The organism is Cellulomonas sp. PS-H5, from assembly GCF_019265565.1.
GTDB lineage: Bacteria > Actinomycetota > Actinomycetes > Actinomycetales > Cellulomonadaceae > Cellulomonas.
Genome location: NZ_JAHVCI010000025.1, coordinates 1 through 13,485 on the forward strand (window position 1 = coordinate 1; position 13,485 = coordinate 13,485).

Consider the following 13,485-nt stretch of genomic DNA (forward strand, 5'->3'; position numbering starts at 1 on the left):
AGGGGTCGGGGCCGCGACCGCGGCGGGGGTCGGGGGAGGCGCCGGGCGCGCCGGTCAGGCGCCCCGCGCCGGGGCCGTGCCCGGGAGCGCGCCGCCCAGCTCCGGCACCGCCGCGCGCAGCCGCGCCGTGTACGGGTGCGCGGGCGCGTCCAGCACCCGTCGCGCCCGTCCGCGCTCGACGACCCGCCCGGCCTCGAGGACCACGGCGTCGTCGCACAGCCGGTCGACGACGGCGAGGTTGTGCGTGATGAGCAGCATCGCGAGGCCGAGCTCGGCCCGCAGCCGCTCCAGCAGGTCGAGGATCCGGGCCTGCACGGTGACGTCGAGCGCCGAGGTGGGCTCGTCGAGCACCAGCAGCCGCGGATCCGCGGCGAGGGCCCGGGCGATGCCGACGCGCTGCCGCTGACCGCCGGACAGCTCGTGCGGGCGGCGGTCGGCCAGGGCGGGGTCGAGGCCGACGTCGGCGAGCAGCCCGGCCACGGCGGCCGCCCGCTCGCCGCGCGGCAGGGACAGCCCCTCCGCGACCGCCGACCCCACGCGCTGGCGCGGGTCGAGCGTCTCGGGGCCGTCCTGGAACACCGGCTGTACCGCGGCGCGGTAGGCGCGGCGGCCGGCGGCGTCCAGGCGGTCGAGCGCGGTGCCGCGGTACCGGACCTCGCCGCCGACGGGACGGAGCAGGCCGAGCGCGGCGCGGGCGGCGGTCGACTTGCCGGAGCCGGACTCGCCGATGAGCGCGACGGACGCGCCCTCCGCGACGGCCAGGTCCAGGCCGTGCACGACGGTCCGTCTCCCGTACGCCAGGTCGGCGCCGGCGAGCTCGATGATCGGGGCGTCAGGCACCGGTGACCTCCTCCTCGGTGGCGCGGCCGTGGCCCAGCCGCGGCACCGCGTCCAGCAGCGCGCGGGTGTAGGGCACCGTCGACCGGTGAAGCACGTGGTCGACGTCGCCCGCGTCCACGACGGCGCCGTCCTTCATCACCACGACGTGGTCCGCGACCGTCGACACCAGCGCCAGGTCGTGGGACACGAGCAGCACGGCCGTGCCCTGCTCCCGCCGCAGCCGGTCGAGCACCGCCATCACCTCCGCCTGCACGGTGACGTCGAGGGCGCTGGTGGGCTCGTCCGCCGCGATCACCGGCGCGCCCAGCGCCACGGCGGTCGCGATCGCGAACCGCTGCGCCTGGCCGCCGGACACCTCGTGCGGGTACCGGTCGACGACGTCGGCGGGCAGCCGCACGGCCTCGAGCGCCTCGGCGACCCGCCGCCGCGCCTCGGCCCCGCGGATCCCGTGCCGGCGCAGCGCGTGCCGCGCGAGCCGGCCGAGCCGCATCGTCGGGTTGAGCGACCCCTGCGGGCTCTGCAGCACGAGCGACACCGCGGACCCGCGCACGCTCCCGGCCGTGCGCTCGGACACGCCCACCATCTCGGTGCCGCCGACGACCACGGACCCCGAGACCCGCGCCGCGGTGCCGTTCAGCAGGCCGAGGACCGCGAGCAGCAGCGTCGACTTCCCGGAGCCGGACTCGCCGACGACGGCGACGCACTGGCCGGGGCGGACGTCGAGGGTCGGCACCGCGGACACGACGCGGTCCCCGTACCGGACGGCGAGGTCGCGGACGGACACCAGCGGCGCGGCGGCGGCCCCGGCCGCCCCGGCGGTCACGACCGGCCCCCGGCCGCCCGCGGGTCCAGCAGGTCCCGCAGCCCCTCGCCGAGCATGTTGAAGCAGAAGGCCGTCACGAGGATCGCGAGGCCCGGGAACGCGGACACCCACCAGTGCGTCGTGAACAGCGACTGCCCGGACTGCACCATCAGGCCCCACTCGCTGGTCGGCTCGGTGGCGCCCAGGCCCAGGTAGGACAGGGACGCCGCGGTCAGGATGACGCCGCCGGCGTCGAGGGAGAGCTGCACCAGCACGGGCGTCAGCGAGTTCGGCAGCACGTGCCGCCACACGATCCGCGCGGGGCTCACGCCGAGGCAGCGGGCCGCGTCGACGTACGGGCGAGTGCGGACGGACTGCGCGACCGAGGCGGACAGCCGGGCGTACCAGGGCCACCACGTGGCCGCGATCGCGATGATCGTGGTCTCGACGCTCGGGCGCAGGATCGCGGCGAGCGCGAGCGACAGCAGCAGCGCGGGGAACGCGAGGAACACGTCCGTGACCCGCATGATGACGTCGCGCAGCCAGCCGCCGGCGAAGCCCGCGACGACGCCGAGCGTCACGCCGACCAGCGCCGAGATCGCGAGCACCGCGGCGGCGATGCCCAGCGAGGTGCGGGCGCCGTAGAGCACGCGGCTCAGCACGTCGCGGCCGACCTGGTCGGTGCCGAACCAGTGCTCGGCGCCGGGCGCGAGCAGCCGGTCGGCGGGGTGCGTGGCGGTGGTGCCGTCGCCGGGGAACGGCGCGACCCACGGGGCCAGCACGGCCAGCAGGACGATCACGACGAGCACGACGGCGGACGCGGCGGCGAGCCGGTCCCGGCCGGCGAGGCGGGCCAGCCGCGTGGCGACCGAGCCCGTGCCGGGCACCCGGGAGGCGGGCGGCACCGGTGGGGCGGGCGCGGCGTCGGTCACGGGGGAGGGGTGGATGCTCATGTCAGCCTGACCCGGGGGTCGAGGGCCGTCTGCGCGAGGTCGACGGCGAGGTTGAGGACGACGTAGACCAGCGCGACCGTCAGGGTCACGCCCGCGATGGCGGGGGTGTCGACGGACGAGATGGCGGTCGCCGTGTAGGACCCGAGGCCGGGCCAGTTGAAGATCGACTCGACCAGGAAGCTGTTCACCAGCGCGTACGCGAACACGAGCGCGACCAGCTGCAGCACGGGCGCGGAGGCCGCTCGCAGGGAGAACCGCACGAGCACCGCGAGCCGGCCGAAGCCGAGCGCCCGCTCCATCCGCGCGTGGTCCTGCGCCGCCTCCTCGAGCAGCGCGGCGCGGGTCATCTGCGCGATGACGCCGGTCGGGTACGCGGCGAGCGCGAGCGCGGGCAGCACCAGGTGGTGCAGCACGCTGCCGACCATCGCCCAGTTGCCGGTGATCAGGGCGTCGACGACGGTGATGTCGGTCCACACGCTGAGCGGGCTGGTGGTGTCGAGGGACCGGGCGTACTCGCCGGCGGTCGGGAACCAGCCCAGCCGGGTGGCGAACACCAGCTGGAGCACGAGCGCCAGCAGGAACACGGGCGCGGACACGGCGAGCACCGAGCCGACGCGCACCGACACGTCCACGCCGCCGGCGCGCCCGCCCCGGAACCGCGCGGCGAGGACGCCGAGCGGGATGCCGAGCAGCACGGCGAGCAGCATCGCGGCGCCGACGAGCTCCAGCGACGCCGGCAGCGCCGACCCGAGGTCGGCCGCCACCGGCTGCCGGGTGTGCAGGCTGGTGCCCAGGTCCCCGCGGACGAGGTCCCCGAGGTAGCGGAACAGCTGCACCGGGAGCGGCTGGTCGAGGCCCAGCCGCTCCCGGGCGGCCGCGAGCTCCGACGCGCTGGCCCGCGCGCCGGTCGCCGAGACGGCCGCGTCACCCGGGACCGCCCGCGCGACGAGGAAGCTCACGACCACCACGCCGAGCACGACGACGACGGCCTGCGCCAGGCGGCGCACCAGGTGACGGGCCAGCACGGTCAGCGGCTCAGCTCGTGCACGAACACGACGTTCGGGTAGGCCGGGTTGTCGGTGTAGCCCTGGACGTCGTCGCGGAACGCGCGCTGGTAGGTGTCGACCCACAGCGTGCTCACGGCGGCGTCCTCGACCTCGATGCGCTGCTGCAGCTGCTCGTAGGCGGCCTGGGCGGCGTCGGTGTCGGTCGCGGTCAGCGCCGGGAGCTCGTCGATCAGGGCGTCGACCTCGGGGTCGGCCAGGTACGACAGGTTGAAGTACGGCTCGTCGGAGGAGCGGAACACGTTGACGAACCAGGAGTACGCGTCGGCGTAGTCCGGGTACCAGTACATGACGAAGACGTCCTGGCGGTCGCCGGTGCGCGCCTGGTCCCACTGCGCGTTCCACTGCAGCGGCTGCGCGTCGAGGGTGACGCCGAGCTCGGCGAGCGCCGAGGTGAGCAGCGTGACGTAGAGCTGCTGGTTGTCGTCGCCCTGCGCGTAGGTCATGGTCAGCGTCAGCGGGTTGCCGTCGCCGTACCCGGCCTCGGTCAGCAGGTCGCGCGCCGCGTCGAGGTCCTGCTCGGTGCTGATGCCGGCGCCGGAGCCGAGGAGGCCGTCGGGCACGATGCCCTGCGCGGCGACGCCGGAGCCGTTCAGGGCGTCGACCAGGCCCGCGGTGTCGGTGGCGAGCTGCACGGCCTGGCGGACGCGCACGTCGGCCATGGGCCCGTCGGCGGTGTTGTAGAGCGCGAGCAGGTTCTGGAACGAGCCGGTCTCCGAGGTGGCGACGTCGTCCGTCGACTCCGCCTGGTCGAAGATCTCCGGGTTCAGCGTCTCGACGAAGTCGACCTCGCCGTTCTGCAGCAGCTGCCACGCGGTGGTGGTCTGCGGGGTCACCCGGTACTCGACCGTCGTGTACTGGCCGTCCTCCCAGCCGCCCCAGTAGCCGTCGTAGGCGCCGAGCGTGAGCTCGTACTCCTGGCCGCTGGCCCACTCCTCGACGGCGTACGGGCCGGTGCCGGCCTCGTTGCCCTCGGCGAACCAGGCGTCGAGGTCGCCGCCGTCGCCGGCGGCCTCGGTGTCGTAGACGTACGCCGCGTACGCGGACGACGCGATGAGGTCGACCGGGGCCGCGTACGACAGGTGGAACACCAGCGTCGTCGCGTCGGTCGCCTCGATCGAGTCGACGGCGTCCCAGATGTAGGCGGCGCCGCCGGCCTTCGCGATCGTGCGGTCCAGCGCCTCCTTCGCGGCCGTGGCGTCGAGCGCGCGGCCGGTGTGGAACGTGACGTCGTCGCGCAGCGTGAAGGTCCAGGTCAGGCCGTCCTCGGACGACTGCCAGTCGGTCGCGAGGCGGGGTTCGACGGTCTCGGTCGCGGCGTCGTACCAGGTCAGCGACTCGTAGACGTTCTCCATCGCCCGGATCTCGTTGGAGTAGGACAGCGCGGGGTCCCACTCGGTGACGATCTCGGTGTTGGTGACGAACGTGAACGTGTCGTCGGAGGACGAGGCCGCGGTGCTGTCACCGGTGCCGCGCGTCTGGCCGCCGCCGCACGCGGCGACCAGGGCGAGGACGGCGACCGCGCCGGTGGCGGTCAGGATGCTGCGTCGCACGGGGGTGCTCCGTTCTGCGGGAGGGGGAGGGGAGGGTCAGAGCGCGCCGAGGGGGCCGGCGGCCTTGACCTGCACGCGGATCGCGGGCTCGGGGAGGTAGGAGAGCGGGACCTCGGTCAGCTCGACGACCTCGACGTGCTCGGGGTCGGCGCCGGCCTGGATCGCCCGGCGGCACGCGACGGACTTGGCCTCGTCGAGCGCCTCGGTGCGGCCGGCCCCCGCGGGCACGATCGCCTCCCAGCGGCCGGACGCCAGCGCGATCGCGGCGCCCACGGCGTTGGCGACCTGGCCGAACTCCGGGCGGAGGACGGCGGCCACGCCCGGGACGTCGTCGGGGACCAGGAACGCCCCGCCGCCGACGGCGACCAGCGGCTGCTCCGAGCGGCCCATCGTCACCATGTCGACGGCCTCGGCGATCGCCTCGTCCGCGGCGGCCAGGCCGGCAGCGAGCAGCGCGCGGTCGTCGTCGCCGACGCGGGCGGCGTCCGCGATGTCGATCGTCGTGCGCCCGGCCACGAGGCCGCCATCGGTCAGCGTCGGGGTGTCGCCGCCGAACGCGAGGCCGTGCTGCGGCAGCGCGTAGCCGACCGAGTCGGGGCCGATGCGGACCTCGTCGGCGGTGCCGCGCACCCGGGTGCCGCCGCCGACCGCGATGCCGAGGATGTCGGGCATCCGGAAGTTGGTCCGGACGCCGCCGATGTCCACCGCCAGCGCCGACTCGCGCGGGAAGCCCTTGAGCAGCACGCCGAGGTCGGAGGAGGTGCCGCCGACGTCGATCACGACGGCGTCCTGCACTCGCGACAGGTAGGCGGCGCCGCGCAGCGAGTTCGCCGGGCCGGAGCCGATCGTCAGCACCGGGTAGCGCGCCGCGTAGTCGGGCGCCATCAGGGTGCCGTCGTTCTGCGCGAAGTAGGTCACGACGTCCAGGCCGTGCGCGCGGACCACGTGGTCGAGCGCGTCGGTGACGTCCCGGGCCACGCCGTACAGCGCGGCGTTCAGCGCGGTGGCGTTCTCCCGCTCGACCAGGCCGAGCGAGCCGATCTCGTGGCTGAGCGACACCGGCACGTCCGCGCCGGCCTCCTCCGCGACGATCTGCGCGACCTCGAGCTCTTGGTCCCGGAACGCCGGGCTGAACACGCCGGTCACGGCGAACGCGTCGGCCGCCTCCCGGTGCTTCCGGACGAACGCCCGGATCGCCTCGCCGTCCAGCGGCGCGATCGGGTAGCCGTCGATCAGGTGCCCGCCGCCGACCACGACGGCGTCCACCAGGGCGGCGTCGCGCAGGTCCTTCGGCCAGGAGTACAGCGGCGGCACGGCGGTCGTCGCGGGCGCCCCGATCCGGATGACGCCGACCCGGCCGAGGCCGCGGCGCTCCAGGATCGCGTTCGTCGCGTGCGTGGTGCCGAGCATGACCCGGCCGACGCGGGCGCGGTCGTCGCCGAGCTGGTCCAGGACCGCGCCGACCGCGGCCTGCAGACCGGACGTCACGTCGCGGGTGGTGGCCTGCTTGGTCCAGGCCAGGACGGTGCCGCTCTCGTCGAGCACCACGGCGTCGGTGTTGGTCCCGCCGACGTCGATCCCGATGCGCAGCGGGCGCTGCCGCAGGTCAGCCACGGACGGCTCCGATCTCCTCGACGGGGACGTAGTCCAGGTCGTAGCCGAAGGCCCGGGGGCCGACGACCTCGAGCCCGCGCTCCGAGCGCCACAGCGGGTGGCACGCCCAGGCCAGGACGCTGACGCGCTGGCCGTAGCGGAGGTTCTCGGTCTGGATCGCGCGGGCGCTCGCGGTGTCGACCACGGTGATGAGGTCGGGCACGGAGGCGAGCAGGGTGCCCTCGTCGAGCACGACGAGGTTCTCGTTCTGGATCTCGACGCGGACCAGGCGGCCCCGGTCGTCGCCCAGGCCGTCGATGACGACGGAGCCCCGGACGAAGCCGCCGCCGGTGCGGCGCTCGATGTCGATGATCTTGCCGGTGACCAGCACGCGGGCGTCCAGCGCCTCGACGAGCGCGGCCAGCGGGTCCTCGGCGCCCTCGGTGGCGTGGCCGAGGCGGACCGCCTGGCTCACGGTCCCGGGGATGACGGCGCCGTCGAGCTGCGCGCCGTCCAGCAGGTAGTCGGCCATGAGGGCGTGCGACCCGGCGGCCACGGCGACCGCGCGGGCCAGGCGCTCGGCCCACAGGCCGTCGACCGGCTTCATGGTCGTGACGTTGCCCAGGGTGTCGGCCAGCACGATCGAGTTGACCGGCAGCCCGGCGACGTACATCGAGATCATCTGGACCTCGGGGAACGCGCGGCCCATGCCGTCGGCGTCCACCAGCGGCACACCGAGGCGCGCGGCCCAGGCCACCGGCTGCACGCCGTTCGAGCCGCCGATCTCGGAGGACATGACGGCGGCGACCTCGCGGCCGGTCAGCTCCTCGACCGCGTCCCGCAGGCGCAGCACGTCGTCCGCGTCGGGGATCATCTCGGCCGACACGGTGGGAGCGCCGATGCCCGACAGCGGCACGACGAGGGCGTCCGGGGCGACGTCGCCCGGCTGGACCACCTCGACGGGTCCGTACTGCTCGAGGGCGTGGCCGGCGGCCAGCAGCCCGGTCTCGACGCCGCCGCCTCCGCCGGTGCTGAGCACGGCGCAGCCGCGCCCGAGGGCGCCGACCGACTCCGCGTCGATGGTCTGGATGGGGGAGAACACGCTCACGCTCTGGAGTCTGCGGGCGCGGTCCGCCTGGTGAGAATGCCGTCTCATCACGAGTTTTGGCGCAGAACTGTGCTGCGGCCACAATTCGGGGCATGGCGACGGTTGGTGAGCTGGTGGCGCGTGGCGCGCATCACGGTCTGCGGGTGCTCGGGGCGGGTGAACCCGGTGGGGCCGGGGGCGTCATCGGCGGCGCCGCCGGGGAGGCCGCCGAGGCGGCGGAGGTGCGCGAGGTCGCGACCGTCGGCGACCTCGGCTCGGTCGGGTCGCCCGCCGCCGGCGCGCTCGTCGTGCTCATGGCCGGGGCGCTCCGGGCCGCCGAGCCGTACGAGGTCGACGTCGCGGTCCGCCGGTCCGCGCAGCGCTCGCACGCGGGGCTGGTGCTGGTCGGCGCCGACCGGGTGCCGGTGACCGCGGCCCGCATCGCCGCGCGGGCCGGTCTGCCGCTGCTCGCGGTGCCGGCGACCGCGGACGTCAACGAGCTCATCGTCTGGCTGAACCGCACCGTGCGCGGCGGGACCTCGGACACCGTGGCGCGGGCCGAGGCGGTGCTCGACGTCCTGACCCGGGGCGCCGCGGGGGACGACGAGGCGGACGACGGCGGGGTGGCGGCGCTGCTCGCGGCGGTGTCGGACGCCCTGGGGCGGCCGGTGGAGCTGCACGGGGACGCCGGGGGCCTCGGGCGCGGGGCCGGTGCGCAGACCGGGGCGTCTGCGGCGTCCGCCGACGGTGCCGCCGATCCCGGCGCGGTGCTGGTCGGCGACCGCGTGGTCGGCACCGTCCGGTGCGCGGTGCCCGACCGGGCGGCCGACCTGGTGATCCCGTCCGTCGCCGCGGCCGTGGGCCGGCTGGTCCGTCGCACCCTCGAGCACCGGTTCGCGCCGTCGCAGACCCGCGCGGAGCTGCTGGCGCAGATCGTCGTCGCCGAGCCGACCCACCTGGTCGGCCTGACCGAGCAGGCCCGGAGCATCGGCCTGCCCGTCGACAGCACCCACGTGGCGTTCTGGGTCGACCTGCGACCCCGGCACGACGGCGAGGGCGACCCGCCGATCGCCGAGCGCCGCCGGCTGCTGGCCGGCGCCGAGATGCTCTGCCTCGAGATCATGCACCCGTCCGACACCTGGTGGCACGTGGTCCGGGTCGGTGGCAGCCTGCTCCTGCTGGCCAGCGACGACGACGGCGGCGACGGCCAGCTGCTGGTCCGGGCGGCGCGCGCGGACGTCGACGTCGCCGTGGCGCGGCTGGTCGCCGACGAGGGCGCCGTGGTGCACGTCGGCATGGGCACCGACCAGCGCGGCCTGGGCGGCATCCGGCAGTCGTCGGTGGAGGCGCGGTCCGCGGCGGAGCTCGCGCTGCGCACCGGGCGGCCCGGGGTCATCACGGTCATGGACACCACGGGCCTGCGCCGGGTGCTGGCCGACCTGCACGCGTCGCCGCTGTCCCGCCGGGTGATGGGCGAGCTCCTGGCGCCGGTCGACGCGCTGGGGCCGGCCCGTGCGGCGACCGCGGTCCGGACGCTCACGGCGTACCTGGACCACCAGTGCTCGCCGAAGCACGCCGGCGCCGCGCTGCACCTGCACCCGAACGCGGTGACCTACCGGATCCAGCGGATCACCGAGACGCTCGGCGTCGACCTCGCCGACCCGGACGTGCGCCTCGGCCTGCACCTCGCGTGCCGCATGCGCGGCCTCCTGGACGCGGCGCCGGCGGGCTGAGGTCGCGGTCCCGCGGGGTGGGCGTCAGCCGGCGGCGACCTCGTCGAGCAGGGCGAGGCTGGCGGCGACGATCTCGGCCCGCGCCTCCTCGCGGGGGACCGTCGGGGTGCCGTCGCCCGGCTGAGGGCCGTAGTCGGCGAAGAACGCGTGCACCGCGCCGTCGACCTGGGTGAACGTCGTCGCCGCCGGCAGGTCCGCGCGCGACGCGTCGACGTCGGCCGGCGTGGTCAGCCCGTCCTCGGACCCGGACACCGACGCGACGACCAGGTCCGCATCGACCATGTCGCCGAGCGGGTACGACGCGTGCAGCAGCAGGCCGTCGACCTCGTCGTCGTGCGCGGCGGCGAAGGACGACGCCGCCACCCCGCCGAGCGAGTGCCCGCCGACCGCCCAGCGCTCGACCCCGTCGAACGCCGCCATCGCCGACGCCGACTGGCCCGGCGAGGTCAGCGCGATCCCGAGCGGCTCCTTCAGCGCGACGACGAGGTAGCCCGCCTCGGCGAGCGGCCGCAGCACGGCGGCGGTGGCGCGCACGTCCACGCGCGCGCCCGGGGAGTACACCAGCCCGGTGGTCGGCTCGGCGTCGCGCGGGACGAACGCGTACCAGCCGGCCGACTCGCGCACCTCGACGGCGTCGTCGCCGCGCAGCGCGTCGAGCGCGGCGTCGGTGGCGGGGAACGGGCGGAGCCAGGCGGTCGCCGCGGCGAGCACGGCGAGCAGCGCGAGCCCGACGCCGGCGCCGGTGGCGCGCAGCACGCGACGGCCGCGGGGGCGCGCCGGTTCCGGGCGCGCGGCGGGCTCGGCGTCGGGCGACGGGGCGCTCGCGCCCGTGACGCCCGACCGCGGGGTGTCGGCCGACGAGGTGCTGGTCGACGGGGTGGCGGGAGGCGCCGTCGCGCGCCGCCGGTCGCGGCGCCAGGCCAGCGCGGTCGCGACCAGCAGGGCGACCCCGGCGAGCGCGCTCACCGCGAGCAGCGCGCCGAGCGTCCAGTGCTGGTGCGGCACCGCCCCGCCGGCGGTCGCCAGCACCCACGCGGGGGCGGCGAGCAGGGCGAGCCCCACGAGCGCGCGGAGGCCGAGCCAGGTGGTCCGTCGGGTCATGCGCGCCAGTCTAGGCGATCCTCAGCATGCTGAGCATTCTCGCGGAGAAGCCGGCGGTGGAGCGTTCTGCCCGACACACCGGCGCGTGTCCGGCAGAACGCTCCACCCGGCCCGTCGTCGACCCGTGGACGGACGACCGCCCGCCCCGGGTGCCCGGGGACGGGCGGTCGTGGTGGTGCGGACGCGGTCAGGCGCGGCGGCGCTGCAGCCGTGCCCCCGTGACGAGCGCACCGCCGGTGACGAGCAGCGCGGCGACCAGGCCGCCGAGCGCGTCCGGGTCGGTGCCGGTGACGGCGAGCTCGTCGGTGGCGCCGGTGAGCGTGACGCCGACGTCGGCGGAGCGGCCGGAGTCGACGCCGGTGGCGACGACGGTGTGCGCGCCTGCGGGGACGCCGGTGGGCAGCTCCACCGTCAGCGTGGCGACGCCGTCTGCGTCCGCCACGGCGGTGCCCAGGACGACGGGGTCGGAGTGCAGCACGAACGTCACGCGCTCGCCCGGCACGAAGCCGCGGGCCACGAGGGTCACCTCGGCGCCCGCGCGCATGAGGGTCTTCGAGGAGGTGATCTGCGGGGTCGCGTCGGAGCCGGTCGCGATGGGCGCGGCCGGGGCGGGAGTCGCCGGGGCCGGGGTCACCGGCGCCGGGGTGACCGGGGTGGGCGCGGGCCCGGGCGCCGGCGTCGGGGCGGCCGTGACGACCAGGTCATGCTCCGGGGAGTCGGTCTGGGCGTACGGGGCGCCGCCACCACCCGAGTAGTGCGCGAGCAGGCGGTAGGTGCCGGGCGGGAGCGCGCCGGTCGAGATCGTCACCGAGCCGTCGACGAGGAGGCCGCTCGTCACCGACACCGGGCCGGTGCCGGGCACGTGGATGATCAGCTGCACGCCGCCGCCGGGCGTGGGCAGCAGGTCGGTCGGAGCGGCGACTCGCACCGTGGCGGTGAGGCCACCGGTGCCGGCCGTCGTCGGCGCGGTGACGGTCACGACCGGGACGGGGATCGGGGCGACGAGCACGTCGGCGTAGGCCGAGCCCGCGTCGCCGTACGTCGTGTCCCCGCGGTAGACGGCGACGACGTCGTCGAGGACTCCGGTCGACGGGGCCACGACCGAGGCGGTGGCGACGCCGCCGACGAGGGTGGCGCTGCCGAGGCGGGCGCCCTCGGAGTACAGGAAGTCGACCGTGCCCGTCGGGGTGGTGCCGCCGTCGGGTGCCACGACCCGCGCGGACAGCTCGAAAGGCACCGACGCGTACACGGACGCCGGCGCGGTGAGCGTCACCGTCGGACGGACCACGAGCGGGACGACGGCCGGGCTCGACGTGGATGTGCGGTACGTGGAGTCCGCGGGCAGGAACCGGGCCTCGACGGTGGCGGACGAGCCTGTGAGGCCGTCGAGCGTGAACGGCGCCGCGCCGTCCACCAAGGTCACCGTGCGCACGGACGAGCCGCCCACGAGGAGCTCGACCTGTCCCAGCGGGACCCCGCCGGAGCTGGTCACGGTCACGTCGCCGGAGACGCGACCGCCCTGTGCCGGGCCCGCGATCCGCAGCCCGGTGGTGGTGGCGTGCCCCTGCACCTCGAGCTCGACGTACGGCCACTGGCCAGCCGGCTGCTCGCCGTAGAAGCACGCGACCTGGAACCAGGCCGCCTGGGCGTGGGGGAACACGACGTCGGCCCGGAACTGCACGCCGCCGCCGACCGGGACGCCGTCCTCGACCCGGACACGCGGGGAGGGGTTCTGGGACGTGAACCACTCGATGGCCGTCGCGGACGGGTCGGGGCAGGTCACCTGGAAGGCGGCGGTCTCGCCGACCGTGACGGTCGACGGCACGACGATCTCGGACGCCGGGTCGTAGGGGGCCGCGGACGCCGTCCCGGCGCCGGCCCCGGCGAGCAGGGCTACCAGCGCGAGCGCCACGGACACGCGGCGGCTGCGGCGCCGGCGGCGGGCCGTGGACGGGGCGGCCGGCTCGGTGGCCACGGGTCGCCGGAAGAGGTCTGCCACAGGGAGGCTCCAGGTCGGGGCGTCGCCCGGGGGAGCGACGGCGCCGTCGACCGGCGCGTCCTGCCGATCGGCCGCCCCTGGCCCCGGGTGAGGATCCGCCGGGGGCGGGGGGGGGGGCCCCCCCCCCCCCCCCCCCGGGGCCCCCCCCCCCCCCCCCCCCCCCCCCGGGGGCCCCCCCCGCCCCCCGCGCGGGGGCCCCCCCCCCCCGCCGCGCCCGGGTTCAGCCGCGACCACGAGACCCACCCGGGTGTGCCCGGCACAACCTGCCGCTGGGCCCCGGTCGGCACCGGACCGCTGAACCGGCCTCGCCGCCGCGCGAGCCCCGGTAGCGTCCCGGACCGGGGCGGGTCGTCCGTCCCGGTGCGGTGGAGGGGGACGGGATGGGCGCGCGTGACGACGTCGAGGGCTGGTCGCTGATGGTTCCCGCCGCCTACGACGTGCTGTGGACCGCGACCGTCCTCCTGCTCGTCGCGCTGACGGTGGGCGCGCTGCTCGTCTGGGCGCGCCGCCGGGAGTCGGCGTCGAACGCCCTGGTGCACCTCGCGCTGATCCTCGTGGTCCCGGTGCTCGGCCCGGCGGCCTACCTCGCGGGCGCGGCGCTGGACCGTCGCGCCGCCAACCGGGCCGCGGCGCGAACCCCTCGGCCCGGCCGCGGCTGAGCTCCGGGGCCCGTCGACCCGCGTCGAGTGGAGGGGGGGGGGCGCCCCCCCCCCCGGGGGGTGGGGCACACCCGACCGCCCAACCCCCCCACCGCGGGCGG

Annotated in this window: 11 protein-coding genes; 2 read left to right on the forward strand and 9 right to left on the reverse strand. The window is 76.5% G+C overall.

Going from position 1 to position 13,485, the window contains the following annotated elements; genetic code table 11:
• Positions 1-54: 54 nt before the first annotated feature.
• The 7 genes from J5O08_RS11260 to J5O08_RS11290 are packed head-to-tail and all read right to left on the reverse strand — an operon-like array spanning position 55 to position 7,913.
• Complete coding sequence (locus J5O08_RS11260; protein ID WP_218706962.1) at positions 55-840, reverse strand: ABC transporter ATP-binding protein; 786 nt, start codon at positions 838-840, stop codon at positions 55-57.
• On the reverse strand, positions 833-1,663 hold the full coding sequence (locus tag J5O08_RS11265; RefSeq protein ID WP_218706963.1) for an ABC transporter ATP-binding protein: 831 nt from the start codon (positions 1,661-1,663) through the stop codon (positions 833-835). Before J5O08_RS11265 ends, J5O08_RS11260 begins: the two co-directional genes overlap by 8 nt.
• Complete coding sequence (locus tag J5O08_RS11270) at positions 1,660-2,595, reverse strand: ABC transporter permease (RefSeq protein WP_218706964.1); 936 nt, start codon at positions 2,593-2,595, stop codon at positions 1,660-1,662. Before J5O08_RS11270 ends, J5O08_RS11265 begins: the two co-directional genes overlap by 4 nt.
• A complete protein-coding gene (locus J5O08_RS11275; RefSeq protein WP_218706965.1) occupies positions 2,592-3,620 on the reverse strand; it encodes an ABC transporter permease in 1,029 nt (342 codons plus the stop codon). Before J5O08_RS11275 ends, J5O08_RS11270 begins: the two co-directional genes overlap by 4 nt.
• A 2-nt stretch (positions 3,621-3,622) precedes the next feature.
• Positions 3,623-5,212: an ABC transporter substrate-binding protein gene (locus tag J5O08_RS11280; protein WP_218706966.1), complete on the reverse strand. Its 1,590-nt coding sequence runs from the start codon at positions 5,210-5,212 to the stop codon at positions 3,623-3,625.
• A 36-nt stretch (positions 5,213-5,248) separates the two neighbouring features.
• Complete coding sequence (locus J5O08_RS11285; RefSeq protein ID WP_308281564.1) at positions 5,249-6,826, reverse strand: hydantoinase/oxoprolinase family protein; 1,578 nt, start codon at positions 6,824-6,826, stop codon at positions 5,249-5,251.
• Positions 6,819-7,913, reverse strand: coding sequence for a DUF917 domain-containing protein (locus J5O08_RS11290; protein ID WP_205693626.1), 1,095 nt, complete (start codon positions 7,911-7,913; stop codon positions 6,819-6,821). The genes J5O08_RS11285 and J5O08_RS11290 overlap by 8 nt, the downstream gene beginning before the upstream one ends.
• A 92-nt stretch (positions 7,914-8,005) precedes the next feature.
• Between J5O08_RS11290 and J5O08_RS21360 the strand changes: the two genes are divergently transcribed.
• Positions 8,006-9,625 (forward strand): CdaR family transcriptional regulator, encoded by a 1,620-nt coding sequence (locus tag J5O08_RS21360; protein ID WP_218706967.1) that lies wholly within the window; start codon positions 8,006-8,008, stop codon positions 9,623-9,625.
• A gap of 24 nt (positions 9,626-9,649) precedes the next feature.
• Here J5O08_RS21360 and J5O08_RS11300 read toward each other — a convergent pair whose 3' ends face one another.
• Together J5O08_RS11300 and J5O08_RS11305 are read right to left on the reverse strand one after the other, a co-directional pair.
• Positions 9,650-10,726 (reverse strand): alpha/beta hydrolase, encoded by a 1,077-nt coding sequence (locus J5O08_RS11300; protein WP_218706968.1) that lies wholly within the window; start codon positions 10,724-10,726, stop codon positions 9,650-9,652.
• 187 nt (positions 10,727-10,913) lie between these two features.
• Positions 10,914-12,725, reverse strand: a complete 1,812-nt coding sequence (locus J5O08_RS11305) for an Ig-like domain-containing protein (protein ID WP_218706969.1) — start codon at positions 12,723-12,725, stop codon at positions 10,914-10,916.
• Between the two features lie 380 nt (positions 12,726-13,105).
• Between J5O08_RS11305 and J5O08_RS11310 the strand changes: the two genes are divergently transcribed.
• Positions 13,106-13,384, forward strand: a complete 279-nt coding sequence (locus J5O08_RS11310) for a PLDc N-terminal domain-containing protein (RefSeq protein ID WP_218706970.1) — start codon at positions 13,106-13,108, stop codon at positions 13,382-13,384.
• Positions 13,385-13,485 lie beyond the last annotated feature (101 nt).

Coding starts and splice junctions, on each gene's coding strand:
- J5O08_RS11270 (WP_218706964.1), bottom strand. CDS start 2,595: ATGAGCATCCACCCCTCCCCCGTGACCGACGCCGCGCCCGCCCCACCG.
- J5O08_RS21360 (WP_218706967.1), top strand. CDS start 8,006: ATGGCGACGGTTGGTGAGCTGGTGGCGCGTGGCGCGCATCACGGTCTG.
- J5O08_RS11300 (WP_218706968.1), bottom strand. CDS start 10,726: ATGACCCGACGGACCACCTGGCTCGGCCTCCGCGCGCTCGTGGGGCTC.
- J5O08_RS11310 (WP_218706970.1), top strand. CDS start 13,106: ATGGGCGCGCGTGACGACGTCGAGGGCTGGTCGCTGATGGTTCCCGCC.